The following is a 19944-nucleotide window of genomic DNA, read 5'->3' as shown; positions in this document are numbered from 1 at the left end:
ATAAAAATTGTTCGCGCTTTCCATCGCGCGACCAAACCAGTATATCCTCCGCACGCCAGGAACTTGTATGATTTGGATCAAGTTGACACAATTGGAATTTTCACTTGGGACGGCCGGGGGAATATGATGAGTGTTGTCCTGGGGGGATGTATGATAGCGTCGAAAATCAGGGTCACCGCCGCCGCTGCGATAATCGCCATGGCATTGGGCTTACAGCCGGGCTGCGCTGAGTCGCCCGCAGTTTCGACAACCGCCACCCAAACCACAATTCCCCCGGTCGCCAACTACACATACAGGGTCGTCAATTCCTATCCTTACGACCGTGCCGCCTTCACCGAGGGCCTGGTCTACGCCGATGGTTTCCTTTATGAGAGCACCGGCCTCTACGGGCAATCGACGGTTCGGAAAGTGGATCTGGCGACGGGCCAGGTCCTGCAAAGCACGAGCCTCGACCCTAAGTACTTCGGCGAGGGACTAACCCTTTGGCAAAACTCGCTCATCCAGTTGACCTGGCAGACGCATATCGGGTTCGTCTATTCCAAAGATAACTTTACTGTATTGAAAAGTTTCAGTTACACCACTGAAGGCTGGGGGCTTACCCAGGATGGGACGAGGCTCATCATGAGCGACGGCACCTCGACAATATATTTCCTTGATCCTGTTACCCTTCAGGCAACGGGCAAGATCGATGTCAGGGATCATGGCACGCCGGTGGTGAACATCAATGAGCTTGAGTATGTGAACGGCAAGATTTATGCCAATATCTGGTTGACCGATGAAATCGCCATAATCGATCCGGGCACCGGCAACGTGGAATCCTGGGTCGATCTGACCGGCCTGTTGCCGCCGTTTGCCAATCCTGTCGCTGTCGATGTCCTGAACGGGATCGCTTACGATCCGGTGGGAAAGAGGCTCTTCGTCACCGGTAAGCTTTGGCCGCTTTTGTTCGAGATCGAGCTGGTGCCGAAATCGTGAGGCTAGCTGTTGGAATTGAACTCTTTGGCCAATTCCTTTAGCTTGTCCTCGAGTTCATCCGTCGGGGTGATGATGCTGCCCAGTTTCTCCAGTTCCGCTAGCCGTTTGTCCAGCTTGGCATGTTCAGCCAGCATGTAGCGCACTGCTTCGGCGACCGGGTCGGGCAGCTTGCCGTGTTCAAGGTCAGTGACCACCTGGGGTTTGTGTTCCTCGACCACCCGGCCGGGGATGCCCACCACTGTAGATCCTGGAGGTGCGCTTCTAACCACCACCGAACCTGCCCCCACCCTCGTTCCGTCGCCCAGGGTGATGTTGCCCAGTACGCAGGCGTTGGTACCTATGACGACATTATTGCCTAAGGTCGGGTGGCGTTTTCCCTTGGAGAGGCTGGTACCGCCCAGCACCACCCCCTTATAGAGCAGCACGTCGTCGCCGATGATGCTCGTTTCGCCGATGACCACGCCCATGCCGTGATCTATGAAAAAGCGCCGGCCGATGGTGGCCCCGGGATGAATCTCAATGCCGGTGAGAAATCGTGTGACGTGGGAAAGCCACCGCGCCAGGAAGTGCCAGCGGATTTTCCAGAACCAGTGGAAGACACGGTAGCCCCAAAGAGCGTGCAAGCCGGGGTAGCAGAAAACGACCTCGAAAACGCCCCGCGCTGCCGGGTCTTTGGCGAAAACATTGTTGATATCTTCGCGGATGGTATTAAACATCTGTTCGCTCTTGAACAGGTATTATACGGCGAGGGCCTTCAAATAGCTATGTGGCGGTCGGTTCTTCAGCTTCCGGTTCGAGCGATTCATCGACCCATTCGAAATAGCTGCCGCTGCCCCCGAAGACCGGCAGGGCGATGATCTCCGGATTTTCGTAGCTGTGGATCTCGGTAACGGCGGTGACAATGTCATCCAGCATTTCGGCCTTGGTCTTGACCATCAGCAGGCTCTCGGTGGCGTTCTCAATGGCGCCCTTCCACCAGTAGGCTGAGTTCATGCCGTCCATGATGCTGACGCAGGCAGCTTTCTTCTGCTCGAGTAGCATTTTGGCGATAAGCCGGGCCTCTTCGTTATCCGCGGCGGTGATGAATACCATCGTGTATTTGAAATCGTTCATTTACTATTATCCTTTTAACTCAAGCATTCTTTCGATGGCCAATCGCGCTTTTTCGGCGACTGATTCGGGTACTTTTACTTCCGGCTGTTCGGTTTCGAGGGTATATAAAACCTTTTCGAGGGTTATCAGCTTCATATTTGGGCAAACCGCCTGCTCCGACACCGGATAGAACTTTTTACCGGGGTTTTCTTTTCGAAGGCGATGGATAATACCCATTTCCGTGCCGACGATGAACTCGTTGTATGCCGGATTCTTAGCGTACCGGATCATTCCGCCAGTGGAAAGGACTGCATCGGCAACCGCGGCTACTTCAGGCCTACACTCCGGGTGAACCATAGCCTTGGCATTCGGATGCTCTGCCTTTAATTCCAGGATATGCTCCGGCAGGATACGGGCGTGGGTGGGGCAGTAGCCCGGCCAGAAGTGGATGCGCTTGTCCGTTTGCTGCTGAACGTAATAGCCCAAATATTGGTCGGGCACAAAGATGACCTCGGGATTTGGTATGCTCTCGACAACCTTCACCGCATTGGCTGAGGTGCAGCAGATGTCGCTTTCGGCCTTAACCTCGGCAGTGGAGTTCACATAACACACAACCGGCCGGCCCGGCAGTTGTTCTTTCATCCTTCGAAGTCCGGCGACGGTGATCATGTCGGCCATGGGGCAGCCGGCGTGGGCGTCCGGCAGCAGGACCCTGGATCCGGGAGCGATGATGGCGGCCGTTTCAGCCATGAAATGGACGCCGCAGAAGACGATGATTTTTGCGCCGGAGGCTGCGGCTTTTTGTGATAATTCAAGTGAATCGCCCACAAAGTCGGCGATGTCCTGGACCTCACCCAGCTGGTAGTTGTGCGCCAGGATGACCGCATTCTTTTCCTTGGCCAGCGCCCGTATTTTGGCAGCGACATTATCAGTATTCATCATCGGAAACCTCGTTGCCTGCTAATCCTTAACACTCTCGATGATCTGGAACATCCCCCCCAGCGCCTCTTTTTTGCGGAGCACCCGCAGGCCTGATTCTTCGACCTCTCCTGCCAGGCTGCCCCTCATCATCTGGTACGCAACGTCATGTTCGAAAATTCGGACAAAAGCGGAAACGGCCTGGCGGGCCGGGAACCGGTGGGGCAGGTTGTAATCCATGGTCATGAACTTGCCACCCGGCCTGAGGACGCGGAAAACCTCCTTCAAAGCACCGGCGCGGATGGCTCTGGGGATCTCGTGAAGGCCGTATGTGCACAGCACCGCATCGAATGAATTATCGCCGAAAGGCAGGGCATCGACGCTGGCACGTTCGAAACCGACCCACTGAGCCGGCACTTTCTTCCGGGCGACAGCCAGCATATCCGGCGAAAGATCGACACCGATGATTTTACCTTGATTTACCTCCTCCGCGATGATCGCGGTGGTAGAGCCGGTCCCGCAGCAGATGTCCAGCACCTGGTCCGTGTCCTTCAGGTGGGCTCCGGCGACGAACTTGCGGCGGAATCTCTTTTCGCCGCCGAAGGGAAGAAAAGCCAGTTTTGTCGTCCGGTCGTAAAGTCCGGCCCATTTGCGCCAGTAGGCGACGCTGTAGTAGGCGGGTGTTTTGATCTCCTGGGATGTTTCGGCCATAGATTCTCCTCGGTTGAATAGCAGCATTATACGGGCGGGGCGGGTGAGGGGCAAGAAATTCGATATATTTGTACTTTTAGGGCATTCGGCAACGTTACAATAATTTTGCATACTAAACTGAGTTTAAGTGTGAAGAAATTAAGTATTTTATCACGTAAAAATACGTGGCGATACCTATATCAAAATGACCAGTTTCCCCACATAATAGTTCTAGAACTGATTGTGGAGATTTTGAGGAGGTTGTCGAAGTTTTTATTTTCATGGTGGCGATACCATATATAGTTTTGAAAGGAGAGATGAAATGGAAAAGTTCAATTTTACACGGATGACGCGTCGGAGTTTCATTAAGGCAACCGGGCTTGCCGGGGCTGCTCTTGGAACGATAGCAGCTACTGGTCTTCAGTTGGTCGATTCTAAGCGGGTCCACGCAGCAAATCTGACCGATGCTTCTTTTACGCCTCAAACGCCTCTCGAAGATTCAACGACAATCGAGCAATTCGCTCAACCATTGCCCCTGCTGAGTGTGGCAGGCGGACCGATCCAGACTATCGTGGCCGGTGCATCCCAGATTGGGATCAGCATGGAGGAATTTAGAGCCAGGATGCTGCCTGACTCTTTCGCGCCTGCGTCAGGCGGTAACTATGACGGCACCTGGGTCTGGGGATATTTGTCCGCCGGCACGGACAAGGGCCCAACGCGTGAAACTTACACGGGGCCGGTCTTAGTGGCAACCCGTGGAAAACCGACCGAATTCAAATTTACGAACAACCTGGGCACCACAGATTCAACCCAAATTCAGGCCTATACCTACTCAATAGACCAGAGTCTTCACTGGGCCAACCCCAACGGGGTCCCGAGGTATGTCGAGTATGACACTCCCGACCCGAAGTTCATTGGCAACCCGGCTCATTACTCCGGTCCCATACCCGCGGCAGTGCATCTACATGGTGCTGAGGATCCCGCGGCGATCGACGGAGGTCCCGAGTCGTGGTTTGTTAGCGATGGCAGTAAGGTCGGCAAAGCATTTTATTCCAAGGATGGGAATTCTGCTAAAAACTATTGCATCTATCGATACCCTAATGTTCAAGAGGCCGCGCCTTTGTGGTTCCATGATCACACCCTTGGAGCTACCCGCCTTAACGTCTATTGCGGCTTGGCTGGCGCTTATGCGCTCATCGATCCCAACTTGTCCCTTCCCCCGGGTCTAAATGCGACAGGTTTAAGAGGCGGCGCATTAGGTCCAAACCCGTCGGATGATACCCTCGTTCCGCTCGTCATCCAGGACCGGAAATTCGATACGGATGGTCAGTTGTACTTCACCGGCGGGCCGGATGATCCGGACAATCCCAGCCCGACTCCTGATCACCTGTACTGGTCGCCTGAATTTTTCGGCAATACCATCGCCGTCAACGGGAAGGTTTGGCCCTACCTGGAAGTTAAGGCTCAGCGGTATCGCTTTTTCCTGATCAACGGGTCAAACGCACGGACTTACCGCTTGACCTTCCAGGATACCGCGGCTACCGTAAATTCGGCTCACCCTGTCATCTGGCAGATCGGCACTGATCAGGGATATCTGGACAAACCCGTCCGTTTGACCGAACTCATGGTCATGCCAGGTGAACGCGCGGAATTCATTATCGATTTTGCCGGGCTCTCCGACGGAACCAAATTGGTCCTTAACAATCTCGGACCGGATTCTCCGTTCGGTGGCGACCTGAATGATCAGGCTGTTCCATCCACGACTGGCAGGGTCATGCAGTTTGTGGTTGTGAGCGGAGCGTCCTTAGTGGACACGAGCTTCGATCCGTCGGTCGCTGGCGCTTCGATCAGGAGTAAAAAAGACGCCATCGTAAGATTGGTTGATCCTGCGGCCGGGACCCTTGCCAAAGGTGTTGTTGCTGATCTCACTAGGTCCCTGGTGCTGGTGGAGATTGCAAAGTACGAGCCCGACGGTGTTAATCTCGACGGCAAGTTTTTCGCCGGTGGCCCTGCCGAAGTGCTGGTTAACAACTCTAAATGGATGGGATTACGGCCGAGCGACTCAGACCCGAATGAGATGATGCGTCCGCCTTTGATTCCAGTCAATGGCGGAGTTGCGGACGGCGTCGGCAACTGGCTTACCGAGTTGCCTAAAGAGGGCGATACTGAAATCTGGGAAATCGTCAATACGACTATGGATGCCCATCCCATTCACACTCATCTGGCGCAATTCCAGTTGATGAACCGGCAGAGCTTCTACCTGGGGGACGGGGCTCCGGACGGTTACCAGGCGGTATACAACGGATCGTTCCCCGGAAGTGAATTTATTCCCGCCTACGGGCCGCCATTGAGCTATGGACCATCAACTGCTTCCGGAAACAAATACGGTGGAAACCCGGATGTTTCACCTTTCTTGGACGGTGACGTTTTGCCTCCTAAACCGAATGAAGCCGGGTGGAAGGACACGGTTCTGGCTCTCCCGGGTTACGTCACCCGGTTTGTGGTAAGGTGGGCGGCCACGGACCTGGGAATCAAGAACAATAGCAACGCAGCTTCGTTGCGTTATGACTTTATCCCGAACGATGCCATTCCCGGCCGTTCCGGGGCGATCTACGATTACGTTTGGCATTGTCATATCGTGGACCATGAAGACAACGAGATGATGAGACCGGATGCCGTCGTCCCGGATCCCAGGACTCCTCTCGCCGCGAGGAAATTCAAGATGGGCATTGACTACTAATAATTAGTCAGGAGTATCGGCTCTTCGAGGAGGCTAAGTTATTAGCCTCCTCTTTATATTCATTTGAGACTTAACATAATAAAATAACAAGCCAAAAACGACACGAGACGCTTGACTACCTTAGAGAACCAGTGTGCTATAATACCGAGTGAACAAAAATAGCACAAATGTATCTGCACATTTCAGCGGATGAATCGTTTCTTGCTGGACTGAACCTCGGAGGGTTCGGTTTCAAAAACGAATCGCAGGTTTGCGGCAAAGCTAATTTAGACCGATTCGTTTCGAAATAAAAGCTTTTTAGTGAAGCAAAAACAAATCAAAAATAAAGTCGATCGTGAGACGGAAAATTGGTGGAGCCGAGAATCGAACCCTCTACCTTCCCGACGCTGTCGGGACGTTCTCCGGATAGTAAAGAGGGATCTAGACTTGAGTGAAAAGTGGTGGTGGAGCCGGAGGGGATCGAACCCTCTACCTTTTGACTGCCAGTCAAACGTTCTCCCAAGTGAACTACGGCCCCACGGGGACAGAACCGAAATATAGCATATCAGCCTGGTTTTCTGCAAACACAAATCGTGTCAAACTGGTGATTCAGGTTGATTCTCCGATAGTCTAAAATATAATAGTGAGCACATTTAAGAACTTCAGTAAACCGATTGTAGCCGGCGTGATGCTTGTCATCACGGCTTGCGGATGTATTTCCCCGGCGAAGACGACTCCAACGGAAGTCAACTGGAATGACCTGAGTGTTTACGAGGCCAACCTTATCCAGGGCGAACATGCCACTCTCGCGACGATGTCAGAAGCAACAGTTTACCATTTGGATGTGAGCATTTCCCCAAATTTCGGAACAGTCAACGGCCACCAAGAGGTGCGCTACATTAACCGGGAAACGGTTGAGTTGCCATCGGTGTATTTCCGATTGTTTTCGAACGAATCAGGCGGGCAGGAAGTCGTTTCAGTCGTTTCTGTCGATGGAAAACCGGCAAGTTTCGAGACAACTTCAAGTTCATCGGCTCTTAAAGTAACTCTTCCAGCGGCGTTGAAACCAGGAGACGGGATTACAATCAGCCTGGATTTTAGCCTGACGCTGCCTTTGACTACCGAACAGAATTTTGGACTTCTTGGTTACTTCAACGGCGTCCTGGCTTTGGATTCTTTCTTCCCGATCATCCCGGTCTACGATGAAAACGGCTGGCACATCGAAGCGACGGATCCCGACGGAGACAAAACCTACAACGATGCCGCTTTTTTTCAGGTGAACGTTACGGCGCCATCAAATACAACCATTGTGGCATCAGGGGTGGAAATTGCGCGAAGTCAACAGGAGAATAATCAGACAATTACTTTTGCCGATGGTCCCGCGCGGGATTTCTACCTTGTAGCAAGTAACCAGTTAGCCCTGAAGAGTACGACAGTCGGTGAAACTACAGTTAACAGCTATTATCTTCAGGGAAAGCAGAACGGAGCCGACAGGGCATTATCGACCGCCGTTGACGCCATACGTGTCTTCAATAACCGCTTCGGTATTTACCCCTACACCGAGTTCGATATCGTCCCGCTGGCTCTTTCCGGAGGCGGCATCGGAATGGAATACCCCGGCATCGTCGGGATTGGCATGAGTGTGTACGACAATCTTGGTCTTCTGGAGGAAACGGTGGCCCATGAAACGGGGCACCAGTGGTTTTACAACTTAATTGGCAACGATCAGGTCGATCAGCCTTGGCTCGACGAATCGCTGACCCAGTATGTCACCGGCTTATACTACCTCGATATTCACGGCCAGGACGGCTGGAATGCCTCCAAATCAGGATGGAACAGTTTTTGGTCCCGTACTCTCAAAGCCGAAATTCCCATCGGGATGCCCGTGTCGTCATATCCGGGCTACACTTACGGTTCGATTATTTACGGGCGGGGCCCGCTGTTCCTCGTAGCGCTCGCCGATTTTCTCGGCGGGCCGATTTTCGACAACTGTCTGCGGGGTTACTGCGAGAATTTCCGGTGGCAAGTGGTCGATACGGCCTCGTTCGAAGAATGGTTCCAATCGCGTTCGGGCAAAGACCTGAATGCGATATTCCTGAAGTGGGTGCTGCCTTAATTGGGGACCCGATGGCGAAAGGTTTCTATTTTATCAGTTCGAGGTACAACCGGAGGTATTGCTGCATAGAGCGGTTCCAGGAGTGGTCGGCTGTCATCGCTCGGCGGACAAGGTGTTCCCAATCCGGTTTTTGCCTGTAAACAATCGTTGCCTGCTTGATCGCCTCAAGGAAGTCTTCAGGCGAAAAATTATCGAAAATGAAGCCCGTTCCGCTGCCGTTAGCAGCGTTATAAGGCTCGACCGAATCGGCCAGGCCTCCGGTTCGCCTGACGATGGGGATAGTGCCATACCTTACCGCGTACATTTGTGTGAGGCCGCAAGGCTCACGCTTCGAAGGCATTAGTAGAATGTCCGCCCCGGCGATCATCTGATGGGCGCTGGCTTCATCGAAAGCGATTTTAACACCGACCTGACCTGGATGATTCTTAGCCAGCTCGCTGAAATAGGTTTCATAGTGGCTTTCGCCCCGGCCGAGCACGAGGAGTTGGATATCCGATGAAAGAATCTCTTGAGCGGCATCCACTATCAATTCCAGCCCCTTGCCTTCCACGAGGCGGGTTACGATACAGGCTACCGGGACTTCCTGATCCTCCTTCAAGCCATAGCATTCTTGGAGAAAACGTTTGCATTCCTTTTTCCCCGAGGTGTCCGAGGCAGAGTAACGTTTCTGGATGTATGAGTCACTTTCCGGGTTCCAGCTCTCATAATCGATTCCATTCAAGATTCCCGTGAGCCGGCTAGACCGTTCCCGCAGCAGCCCTTCCAGACCGAAACCTCCGCCTTCCTGTTGAATCTCCCTGGCATAAGTCGGACTGACGGTGGTAATCCGGTCGGCGGTGGCAATACCGGATTTCAGGTAGTTTATCTTACCCCAGAATTCCAGGTGCCCGGGATCAAAGTAGCCCCAATCGAGATCGAGGGCCGGCCAGTGGTCGCTGCTGAATATGCCCTGGTAAGAAAGATTATGGATCGTCAGGATGATTTTTGTTTTTCCTAATTCCGGGTATTTTTCGGGTTGGAGCCTGAGGAAAGCCGCCGCCGGGGCTGCCTGCCAGTCGTGGAGATGGATGATCTCGGTCTTGGTGAGCCTGGCGACTTCAAGTACCGCGCGGGAAAAAAAGGCGAAACGCTCAGCGTTGTCAGGATAGTCTCCGGATTCGTCGCCGTAAAGACATTCGCGGTCGAAATACTCGTCGGCGCGAATAAAATAGGCGCTTAGAGAGGAATTGATGCGTTTTTTATAAAGCTGGCCGGAGACGATCTTACCCCGGATTGGGATGCTGATGTTTTTGACCGGCTTCAGATCGACGAGTGACCCGTTGATGACGCTACGGTACGCCGGCATTATGAGATTAACCGTGGCTCCAGATGACGCTAGTGCTTGAGACAAGGCGCCGACGACGTCTGCCAGTCCCCCGGTTTTGGCAAACGGGACAATCTCGGCGGAAGCCATGGTGATGATGGGTTTCGAGGTGTCCGAACCTAGTGTTTTGTCGGGCATCGATTCGACTTAAAAGGTCAGCTGTCTGGCGATCGTCTTGGGTTCGATAATGGTGCCTTCGGGTAACACGGTACCTTTCGGCACGACGACAATGCCGTCCTGAATGACCCAACTACCGTGATCTTCGTTGGTGCCGCGCGGGAAGGGTTTGATCACACTACCCGCGCCGATACTGACGTTTTTATCGATAATAGCACCCTGGATGTAGCATTTCTCCCCGATGCCTATCGGCCGGTCGTGGTTGTCAGCCCGGTAACAATCGGCACCCATCAGCACGGAGTCGCTGATCACGCTGCCGCGCCTTATCTGGCTGCGGACGCCGACTACCGAATGGATGACGCTGGAACTTTTGAGCAGGCACCCGTCACCTAGCAGGACGTCATGCACACTGGAATCTTCAATAATTGAACCGGGAAGAAAACGGGCGTGAGTATATATCGGTCCGCGAGGGTCGTAGAAATTGAACGGGGCGTCCTGGCGTGTCAATTCGAGATTGGTCTCGTAAAATGAGCGGATGGTTCCGATATCCCGCCAATAGCCATCGAATTCATAGCTGAAAACCGTCAAATTGTCGACCGCCCAGGGGATGACATCCTTGCCGAAATCGACGAAATCCGGTTTATTCGTCAGGATGTCGGCGAGGACACCGGCTTTAAATACGTAGATGCCCATCGAGCCAAGATAACAGTTCGTCCGGTCAGGATAACTGACCATAGCAGCCTGCGATGCCGCATCCCTGGGTTTTTCCTTGAAAGAGATGATCCTGCCATCCGCGCCGCGTTTCAAGACCCCGAACCGGTCGACTTCCTCTCCGTTGATCGGAATGACGCCGACGGTTATATCGGCGCCTGAAGACCAGTGGTATTCGACCATCCTGGAATAATCCATGCGATACAGGTGGTCCCCGGCCAGTATCAGGACATCTGTGGGGTTGGCGGACTGGATTTGAATCAGCTGCTTCCGAAGGGCGTCAGCCGTCCCCTGGTACCAGTCGCTGGTCACCGCAGTCTGCTCGGCGGCCAGGATTTCGATGAACCCTGCATGGAACCTGTCCAATTGGTAGGTCTGGCTGACATGCCGGTTGAGAGAAGCCGAATTGAACTGGGTAAGTACGCTGATCCTGAAAATGCTGGAGTTGATGCAGTTGGAGATGGGGATGTCGATGAGCCGGTATTTGCCAGCAAGAGGGATAGCTGGCTTAGCCCTTAACGCGGTAAGTGGGTGCAAGCGCGTGCCGCGGCCGCCGCCCATAATGACCGCCAGGATATCCTTTAAGGAGGGCATCGATGCTCACCTTCGCGCATTGACCGCTGTTACCGGATCGGTTTGTGATATTGTATATGCTTCATCCTAAGTAAACAACACGGCCGCAGGTCCTTCAATAACCCAGCCACCCGGATCCTTTGATCAGCTCGCGGATATAGGCGGCTTCACCGGCATGGACCAATGCGTCAGCCATAATTGAAACAATGCGGACTCCAACGGTAGGCCTTGGTTGATAGGATTCGTCGAGTTCACGGTTGAGTTCACTCGCATTGACGGTTTTTAGATATCGATTTGAGGCGGCGACCACTGCGCGGCAGTATTCCAGTACTGACGCCGAAGGTGATTTGAAAGCTCTGACTTGCTCTATACTGTCTCCGAACCCGGTATCCTCAGGATCAGGAGGGAGGTTGAATTTATCATGCCAGCCGTCTTTTATCCAGAGCTGTTCGGTTCCTGCCAGGTCCGCAATCTGAGCGTCCTGACCCCGGGCCAGATGCCAGACGGTCCAGCCAAGGCTGTTGCAGTCGGGTTTTGGCTGTTGATTCAGCTCCGTCTGCGACATGCCCTGCAACGCCGGATCGAGGAGTTCAAAAATCCGGTTGTAGCCGTCGATGCTCAGATCTCGCCAATCCATCGGTCACCCCACTTGAAAATACACAGTTGCCTAACCCAATTCCTAACCTAATGGAGGGAATTTACCGAATCAAGTTTGACCGCCAGTGGGGCGCGGAGCCCTCTGATCATTCGTTCAGACACATGTGAAGCGTTATTGTGACACCGGCTTTTGTTTTTGATCGCCAGATTACCAGTGTTCACGTCACATGACGCTTTACGCAGACCTCTAAGTCATCCGGATTGATTTTCAGTTAACCGAGGGCATGATCAACGGAGGGCTGACATAAAGTCCGCCCGCCAGGGCTTCCCTGATGGCGTTTACCGTATGTTCAACTCCGGATTCTTTTAGAATGTAACCCGATGCCCCACTTGCCAGAGCCCGGGCGACGTAAGGTTCATCCCCGTGCATCGAGAGAATGATTACCTTGGTCGGCCAGTTGCGCTTCCTGATCTCGCTAGCCAGCTCGATTCCCGTTAACCCGGGCATTGAGAGATCGGTCACGAGCACATCGGGGATGGTACTCTCCAACATTGACAAGGCCTCCGTACCGCTGCCCGCTTCGCCGACAATATTAAAATCGGGTTCATATTCAAGCAACGCCCGAACGCCCTGCCGCACTATCTTGTGATCATCAGCCAGTATAATGGTTGTCATATCCCAAGCACCGTCATCGCTATATGATTTCATAGTGTAATTTTAAGTTAGTCGGAGTTGTTTGAGAATACGTAATGATACGTATTTAGCAGGCTATACCACACTAATAATGTCAACCGGAATCACTAGCCGGGTTCCTTAAAGGTAAAACCACGTTGATGACCGTGCCCCTGCCGGGGCTGGATTCAAGGTTGTAACTCCCTCCCAGGAGCGCCGCTCGCTCTCTCATCGCCGACAGTCCGGTCGATGGGTTTGAAACTGTTGTATCAAATCCGCGACCGTGATCCTCGATCCTCAGGTACAGCCCACGATCAGCCACCGACATCTGGATCCAGGCTTCCTTGACACCGGCATGCCGCATTATATTGGTCAGCGCTTCCTGGGTAATCCGGTATATGACCGTATTCATTTCCGTGGACAATCCCGAAATTTCACCGTGTTCGAAATGAACCAGCAGGTCCGCCTGAGATTGAAGCTGCTTGAAAAGCCATTCCATTGCCGGGACCAACCCCAAATCGTCCAGGATGCCAGGTCGAAGAGACAGGGAAAGGCTTCTCACCTGTTTGATAATGTCGGCGATCAGGTTCCCGGTGTCCTTGAGGATCGGTTTCATTTCCTCGGGCGCCATCCGGTCGGCTCTTCCGAACATAAGCTTCAGCACCGTCAGGCTTTGGCCGGTTTGATCATGAAGTTCGCGTGCGATCGTCCGCCGCTCTTCTTCCTGGATGGAAAGCAGCCTGCTGGATAACGAACGGAGTGATTCTTCCGCCTTGGCCCTGAGCTTCAATTGCTCAGACAGGTCGGCATAGGCGCTTTCAAGCTCTCTGGTGCGTTGCTCGACCCGGCGTTCAAGCGTCGCGTTCAGTTCCTGAATGGCTCCCTCCGCCCGCTTGCTGTCGGTTATGTCGCGGAAAACTCCGACGTAGGCGATGATCTGCCCGGCATCGTTTCGGATGGGACTTGTTGAAGCACTGATCGTGGCGCGGCTTGCATCCCCACGGACAATGTCCACCTCTTCATTGTCTATGGCTTTACCGGTGGCAATTGTCCGGTTCATCGGCCATTCACCCGCCAGGTATTTTTTGCCATCACGGTGAAAACTGCGGTTCAGATCAAAGGTATTTTCGTTACCGGGCGGTTCGCCGAAGATCACGGAAAATTGGCTGTTGGCCATCACCAGGGTTCCGCCGACATCCCGGATGACCACTCCAGCAGGCAACTGGTCCAACGTGTTTTGTAGAAGGCGACGCTGTTCGTCGATCTGCCGGTGCAGTTTTTCACGCTCCGCTTCGGCTAATTTTCGTTCGTGAATATTTTTGACGATGTGAACACTGCCGGTGCACTTGCCGGAATTATCGATTATGGGCAGTGTCGTGGCTTCGATATAAATGCCCAAATTCGGTTCTAGGAACTCTTCTTTGGCTTCCGTACCGCAGTTTATCGTACGGCGGTGCGGACAAAACGCTGGTGGGTGAGCAGTGGCATGGACGATTTCGTAGCAAAATTTCCCCACCGCCTGCTCGGCTGGAATTTTAAACGTTTCAGTGAAGGCTTGGTTAGCGCGAATTATCCTGTGATTCGGATCCAGAAGCATGATGATGTCGTTGATTGAGTCGAAAGTTGCCTGCCATTCCTCGGCGGCCGCCTTGACGGCCGATTCAGCCTTTTTTCGGTCGGTGATATCGATAATGGTCGAGAGGAATAATTTCTGTTCCCCCAGGTTGATTATTTCGAGTGAAGATAGCGTATCCAGCAGTTGGCCGTTTTTCTTCCGCAGGGTCAATTCAAAGTCTCGTACTCTCCCTGTTTCGCTCATCAAACGGACTATCTCCGACCTTTGTTCCGGATGAAGATAGATGTCGAAATCAGTGGTTTTCCGGCCCACCAGCTCATCCCTTGAATATCCCATCAGGCGTTCGTAGTTTTCATTAACATCGATATACGTTCCGTCATCTACCCTGGTGATGGCAGAAGCGGCGGGGCTGGCTTTAAAAGCTTTATTGAAACGTTCCTCGCTTATTTTGAGCGCCTCGGCGGCTTGTTGCTGATCCGCGTTGGCTTTAGCCAGTTTAAGATTGGAGTAACCCAATTCCGAAACCATCGAAGAGAAACGGGTGAAAAAATCCATCAGGGCGGCTACTTTTTCCCGGCTGTGGCGGGGGGCGCGATTCAAAGCGGCGAGGTACGCGGATTTATCGAATCCGAATCGGTTAGCCTGCTTGGCGAAAAGTTCGGCATCCGGTTGCTCATCTTCAAAGAAAAACTGCCCGGTGAATACGTTGGCAACATGCCGGTCGCCAACGTAGAGGGGCGTAACGATATCCCACATATTGTTCTTACACTTGTAGGTCTTGAATTCTCCCCTTTTGACGCCTTGAGTCAGGGCAAGATCGCTCTCGATACAGTTTGCGCAGGTAATTGGATTTTTCCGGTGGAACTCAACACAAATATCTTGCCAACCCGTACCGACAAGGACTTTGCCCTTGAGGTCGATAATCGCAAATCCCAGCCGCGTCACCTCGTACAAATCGTCCATCATGCCTTGAACTACGGGTAGATCGAGGATGGCCAGCAATTCTTGTTCACCCAGGTCCCCTTCAGGAGACAGGATGTAATCCAGTTGTGAGCGTAGCTTGGCTTCACTCTGTTTTAAGGCTTGTTCAGTTCTTTTACGGTCTGTGATGTCACGCACCACGGAGAGCAACAGCCTGGTCCCGGCTATGGTAGCTCCCCGGGAACTGACCTCCACCGGAAATTCGCGGCCATCGCGGCGCCGATGGATGGTTTCGAACATGATACCGGTGTCGTTGGCCTCAGCCATTTGCCAGGAAATGATATTTTGATCGCCTTCGGCCCTTAGGTCGCCGATTTTCAAGGCAAGGAGTTCGTTTCTGGTGTAACCATAAGCTGCGGTCGCGGCAGTGTTGGCTTCGACGATATGCCCGTCGTCGGCCCTGATCATCAGAATGATATCGCGCGAGTTGTTGGACAGGAGTTCAAAGCGCTGCAATTCGTTAGCGCGTTCTTCGAAACGCTCTTCATTCAATTTCAACTGGTGAAACATGAGGTCGAACGGCCGGGAAAGACCGGTCTCAATGATCGCCTTGTAAATGAAATAGATCGAAATAAGAATCAGGAAGTGCCCGACGGCATTCAGGAAGCCATATGCGTCGGTGTAGAGGGTAAACGCCATCTCAGCCGCTATGTTCACCAGCATGGCGGCTGTGAGGTAGGAGACGACATTGAGTCCGAACTTGGCTCGATGCCGCCGGAGCAGCAGGGCGGCACCCAGCAGGATCCCCGAAATGGCATACTCGCTGATGATTTTGAAAGCGGTAAGTCCGCTCCCTGTGACAAAAGCGGCGGGAAAGACCTGCCAGACAAGAATTGACATGATGATCAATGCCGTGGCAATGCCAAAGACTGTGAACGCAAGGTTGGAATTCAACCGGCGGTGGATGAATAAGGGCGCCAGAATCAATGTGAAACTTTGCAGGTAACGGGCGGCAATCCAAAATTGGGCGGCGAGGTTGGTGGGTTCAAAGCCAATAAAAACTCCCATGCCGCGGTAGGACAGGGTATGCATGGCGCTCAAAATGCTGACAAATAAAAAACCGACGCCGATAAACAGCAGATAATCGTTCGACATAAACCGGCGGGCGTTCCACGCGATAACGAAGATGCTGAACGTAATGGCGACGCCGAGCAGTTCCACAATGCTGTGGAAAAGGAGGTAATCCGCCCTTGATAAGATGTAAAACCCGGCAAAAGCCAAAACCCCGGCAATGAGCATTCGTACCGAAATTGTGGCGGTTTTGGTCTCAGGTGCTAACATTACGTCTTAGGCAACATAAAATGGGTTATTATACCTTTCATGTGGACCAGGGCAAAAGTGGAACGTTTTTTGTCAAAAACTGTTTTCACGTTGAATGAAGTCAAAATTCAGCCCGCTTCGATTTTCCAGGGCCTTGGAGTAGATCACGCGAGCGGTTGCGATGTCCTGGATCGCCAGCCCGGTTGAGTCGAAAACGGTAATATCTTTCGGGTCGGCGCGCCCCACCTTTTTCCCAGACGTCAGCTCGCCCAGGGTGGCGTAAATTTTCGCTGGGCTGAATGACCCGTTTGAAACCGGAACATTAAGCTCCCCGGCGTGGGTTGATTGTTCAATGTCGTCGACGACCACTTTGGCAATCTCCAGCACCTCAGGTTCCAATTCCTCTTTACCAGGCGCGTCAGCGCCGATGGCATTGACATGCGCCCCCGGCTTGAGCCATGCGAGTTTGAGGAAAGGGCTTCGCGTCGGCGTCAGGGTACAGACGATGTCGGCGCCGCAAGCCTCTTTAAGGGTCACGATCTTGACGGGAAAATGGGGGAACAGCGATTTGAATAGTGTTGCTGATTCAAGCGAGCGGTCGAAGACCAGTATCTCGTCAAAATTGAAAAATTCGGCATGGGCCAGCAGTTGCGTTTGTGCTTGCTTGCCAGTGCCGATGAGCCCCAGCGATCTGGCATCCTTCCGGGCCAGGTATTTACTGGCAATGGCGCCAGCCGCCCCGGTCCGGTAAGCGGTGAGTTCGGTGGCGTCCAGGATCGCCAACGGGTAACCGGTATCCGGATCAGAATAAACAACGATCGCCATGACCGTCGGCAATCCGCGTTTATTGTTCTGGGGATGCACGTTGACCCATTTCAGGCCGGCCGCGCCCGGCACGGATGCCGGCATCGCCCGGAAATCGCCCGAAGCTAAAGTCAGATAAGCCTTTGAGGGCATTACTGCCTTGCCCAGGGCATAATCTGTAAACGCCTGTTCGACGGCTCTCAATGTTTCCGGGATGGTGATCAGTGCCAGAACGTCATGCCGGGTGAGGAGCAAAGTAGACATCGGGAAACTCCCCTCTTTATCGCGATTTTCCTATCTAACAATCAGGTGGCGGTTTATCCCCGTTTGTAATCCCGGATCAAATAGAAGAGATCCAGCCCTGTTTCCCATTCCCGGTCCTTATCGCGCGAGTTTTTCCGCCGTATCGAGGACGGAGAGATCAAGTTTTTTGAGGTTGGTTACGACGTCCGCGTACGGGGTCGCGGCGATTTCCCCGCAAGCCAAACCGAGCAGCGAGCCCGCGCGGCCAGATACAAGTTCTTTGACGGCCGCCACACCAATGCGGGTACCGAGCATCCGGTCAAAGGCAGTGGGCGCCCCGCCGCGTTGGACGTGGCCCAGGATGGTCGTTCGGATTGAAAATCCCAGGCTGGCATTCTCTTTGAAGTGTTCCTGGAGCCTTGTTGCGTTCCAGTAGGCGCCTTCGGCAACGACAATCAGGCAATGAGATTTACCACGCGCATAAGTCTCTTCGATGACCTGGGCGATCTGTTTGGGTTCAACCTCTACCTCGGGGATAACAATGAATTCCGCTCCCCCGCAGATACCGGCGGTCAAAGCCAGGTAGCCGTGGCTCCTTCCCATCGTCTCCACGATATGGGCTCGATGGTGAGATGTGGCCGTGACTTTGATGCGGTCAATAGCTTCCAACACGATATTTAGCGCCGTGTCGACCCCAATGCTCTGATCCGTGCCATACAGATCATTATCGATGGTCGAAGCAATTCCAACAACCGGGAAGCCCATCTCGTTAAGAAGATGAGCGCCGGTCTGGGAACCGTTGCCGCCGATGACGACCAATGCCTCGATCCCTGATTTGACAAGATTATCGAGGGCTTTTTGTCTTCCGGACTCAGTTTCGAATTCGGCAGAGCGGCTGGAGCCCAGGATGGTGCCCCCTGATTGGATGATTCCGGAGACATCGCGCGCGCCAAGAGGCCGGAACTCTCCAGCAATGAGTCCGCTATAGCCGTTATTGGTGCCTATAACCTCTAAACCGGAAGCGATGCCAAGCCTGACGACGGCTCTAATCGCCGCGTTCATCCCCGGTGCGTCACCGCCGCTGGTGAGAACGGCTATCTTCTTCAACTGAGCCTCTCCAGATAAGTTCTTTTCAACTATTATAACGCAAAATTTTTGGAATTCAGGATGTTTTGGGCTCCCTGGCGCCGAGGAATTTAGCGGCAGATTCACCCGCTACCCAGCCGGTCGAAAACGCGGCCTGGAGATTATAGCCGCCGGTATCGGCGTCTAAATCCAATACCTCGCCAGCCAGGTAAAGACCCGGCACCAGCTTAGAAGCCATTGTTTTCGGATCGACTTCGCTAAGTTCGACGCCGCCGGCCGTGACCATGGCCGCACCCAGAGGCAGGGTACTCCTTACTTCGAAAGTCAGGTTTTTGAGGAGGCTGACCAGGGCACGTCGATCTTCGACGGTAAAATTTGAGGCGGTCCTGCCTAACGGGATCCCTGACATTCCCGCCATAACCTCCACCATTTTTTCAGGCAACAATTCCCGCAGGATTGCCGGAAGTTGGCGCTTCGGAGAAGCGGCAAACTCCCGCTGCAAGCGCGCATCGAGTTCTTTGTTTGAAAGTGCCGGTTTGAGGTCGATGCTGATTGATACCGGTCCGGAATCCAGAGCCCGCGCTACCGCCTGGCTCATCAGCAGCGTTATCGGTCCGCCGATTCCGAAATGGGTGAACAGCATCTCGCCAAAGCGGCTCTCGATGATCGGTTTCGCGGGTTTTTCATAACCCGTGCCGCGGCCGTAATCATGCTCGATGGTCATCTTCGGGATGGAACCTTTATCACACCCGAAGGCGGTAAGGCGGATGTTCTTCAGGGCGACACCCTGGCAGGCGATAGCGAAACTGATCTCTTTTAGAACCAGCGGCACCAGGCCTGGATAGAGTGGATTGATCTTGTGGCCGAGTGCTTCGGCGAGGTTGAAGCCGTCGCCGGCGGATCCCGTGGCGGGGTAAGAGGCACCCCCAGCGGCCAGTATCACGGCGCCGGCGGGAATTATCTCACAAGATTCGAGACGAACCCCGGTGACGGCGTCGCAATCGCGCTCAATGGTAATAACGCGGCTATTCGGCCTGATTTCTACCCCGTGGCTCTCGCCGTAAGACACCAGCGCGTTAACTACGTCGGCAGCGTTGTCGGAAACGGGAAAGACCCGGCCGCCCCGCTCATTCTCGGTTTCGACGCCTTTCTGCCTGAAAAGTTCCAGCAGTTCATCCCTGAAAAATCTATGGAAGGCGCCGTGGAGGAACCTGCCGTTGGGTCCGAACGCGGTCAGGAATTCCTTGAGAGGAGCGGTGTTGGTGATATTACAGCGACCTTTGCCGGTGATGAGGAGTTTCTTGCCGGGAGCTTCCATTCTTTCGAGGAGGGTAACTTGGGCGCCAAGTTCAGCCGCCCGGCCCGCGGCTATCAGTCCGGCGGCTCCCCCGCCTATAACGATGACGCCGGCTTTATTCGAAGGATTAATCATTTGCCTGTCAATAGTCCC

At 53.5% G+C, this 19944-nt stretch carries 15 protein-coding genes and 1 tRNA gene; 3 read left to right on the top strand and 13 right to left on the bottom strand.

Going from position 1 to position 19944, the window contains the following annotated elements:
* Positions 1-150 precede the first annotated feature (150 nt).
* Complete coding sequence (locus Dform_RS07160; protein WP_076004409.1) at positions 151-975, top strand: glutaminyl-peptide cyclotransferase; 825 nt, start codon at positions 151-153, stop codon at positions 973-975.
* Between the two features lie 2 nt (positions 976-977).
* On the opposite strand, the gene cysE is transcribed toward Dform_RS07160, so the two are convergent.
* From cysE to Dform_RS07140, 4 genes are read right to left on the bottom strand one after another with little or no spacing between them, the layout of a single operon-like run.
* The gene (gene cysE / locus Dform_RS07155) at positions 978-1691 is read right to left on the bottom strand and encodes a serine O-acetyltransferase (protein ID WP_225973657.1); all 714 of its coding nucleotides are present in this window, start codon (positions 1689-1691) and stop codon (positions 978-980) included.
* Between the two features lie 46 nt (positions 1692-1737).
* Positions 1738-2088 carry a divalent-cation tolerance protein CutA gene (gene cutA / locus Dform_RS07150; RefSeq protein WP_076004408.1) on the bottom strand — a complete coding sequence of 117 codons (351 nt, stop codon included), beginning with the start codon at positions 2086-2088 and terminating at the stop codon, positions 1738-1740.
* Positions 2089-2094: 6 nt separating this feature from the next.
* Positions 2095-3006: a quinolinate synthase NadA gene (nadA, locus tag Dform_RS07145; protein ID WP_076005107.1), complete on the bottom strand. Its 912-nt coding sequence runs from the start codon at positions 3004-3006 to the stop codon at positions 2095-2097.
* 21 nt (positions 3007-3027) lie between these two features.
* Positions 3028-3696 (bottom strand): class I SAM-dependent methyltransferase, encoded by a 669-nt coding sequence (locus Dform_RS07140; RefSeq protein ID WP_076004407.1) that lies wholly within the window; start codon positions 3694-3696, stop codon positions 3028-3030.
* A 301-nt stretch (positions 3697-3997) separates the two neighbouring features.
* Here Dform_RS07140 and Dform_RS07135 point away from each other — a divergent pair, with 301 nt between their 5' ends.
* Positions 3998-6415 (top strand): multicopper oxidase family protein, encoded by a 2418-nt coding sequence (locus Dform_RS07135; protein WP_076004406.1) that lies wholly within the window; start codon positions 3998-4000, stop codon positions 6413-6415.
* Between the two features lie 441 nt (positions 6416-6856).
* Here the strand turns inward: Dform_RS07135 and Dform_RS07130 are convergent.
* Positions 6857-6932: transfer RNA gene (locus tag Dform_RS07130), tRNA-Ala, on the bottom strand.
* Positions 6933-7037: 105 nt separating this feature from the next.
* On the opposite strand from Dform_RS07130, the gene Dform_RS07125 reads away from it, so the two are divergent.
* The gene (locus tag Dform_RS07125; protein WP_145925546.1) at positions 7038-8510 is read left to right on the top strand and encodes a M1 family metallopeptidase; all 1473 of its coding nucleotides are present in this window, start codon (positions 7038-7040) and stop codon (positions 8508-8510) included.
* A 25-nt stretch (positions 8511-8535) separates the two neighbouring features.
* On the opposite strand, the gene glgA is transcribed toward Dform_RS07125, so the two are convergent.
* The 8 genes from glgA to Dform_RS07085 all read right to left on the bottom strand — a co-directional run bounded on the left by glgA (position 8536) and on the right by Dform_RS07085 (position 19926).
* On the bottom strand, positions 8536-10011 hold the full coding sequence (glgA, locus tag Dform_RS07120; RefSeq protein ID WP_083635397.1) for a glycogen synthase GlgA: 1476 nt from the start codon (positions 10009-10011) through the stop codon (positions 8536-8538).
* A 9-nt stretch (positions 10012-10020) separates the two neighbouring features.
* Positions 10021-11295, bottom strand: a complete 1275-nt coding sequence (locus tag Dform_RS07115) for a glucose-1-phosphate adenylyltransferase (RefSeq protein WP_076004404.1) — start codon at positions 11293-11295, stop codon at positions 10021-10023.
* Positions 11296-11389: 94 nt separating this feature from the next.
* On the bottom strand, positions 11390-11911 hold the full coding sequence (locus Dform_RS07110; protein ID WP_076004403.1) for a mycothiol transferase: 522 nt from the start codon (positions 11909-11911) through the stop codon (positions 11390-11392).
* A 228-nt stretch (positions 11912-12139) separates the two neighbouring features.
* Positions 12140-12547, bottom strand: coding sequence for a response regulator (locus Dform_RS07105; protein ID WP_076004402.1), 408 nt, complete (start codon positions 12545-12547; stop codon positions 12140-12142).
* Between the two features lie 112 nt (positions 12548-12659).
* Positions 12660-16382 (bottom strand): MASE3 domain-containing protein, encoded by a 3723-nt coding sequence (locus Dform_RS07100; protein WP_083635395.1) that lies wholly within the window; start codon positions 16380-16382, stop codon positions 12660-12662.
* Positions 16383-16454: 72 nt separating this feature from the next.
* The gene (locus Dform_RS07095) at positions 16455-17429 is read right to left on the bottom strand and encodes an ornithine cyclodeaminase family protein (RefSeq protein ID WP_076004400.1); all 975 of its coding nucleotides are present in this window, start codon (positions 17427-17429) and stop codon (positions 16455-16457) included.
* Positions 17430-17546: 117 nt separating this feature from the next.
* Complete coding sequence (gene pfkA, locus Dform_RS07090) at positions 17547-18515, bottom strand: 6-phosphofructokinase (RefSeq protein ID WP_076004399.1); 969 nt, start codon at positions 18513-18515, stop codon at positions 17547-17549.
* 55 nt (positions 18516-18570) lie between these two features.
* On the bottom strand, positions 18571-19926 hold the full coding sequence (locus tag Dform_RS07085; protein WP_076004398.1) for a BaiN/RdsA family NAD(P)/FAD-dependent oxidoreductase: 1356 nt from the start codon (positions 19924-19926) through the stop codon (positions 18571-18573).
* Positions 19927-19944 lie beyond the last annotated feature (18 nt).

Source organism: Dehalogenimonas formicexedens (genome assembly GCF_001953175.1).
GTDB classification, from domain to species: Bacteria; Chloroflexota; Dehalococcoidia; order Dehalococcoidales; family Dehalococcoidaceae; genus Dehalogenimonas; species Dehalogenimonas formicexedens.
This window is presented reverse-complemented; position numbering and strand designations above follow the sequence as displayed.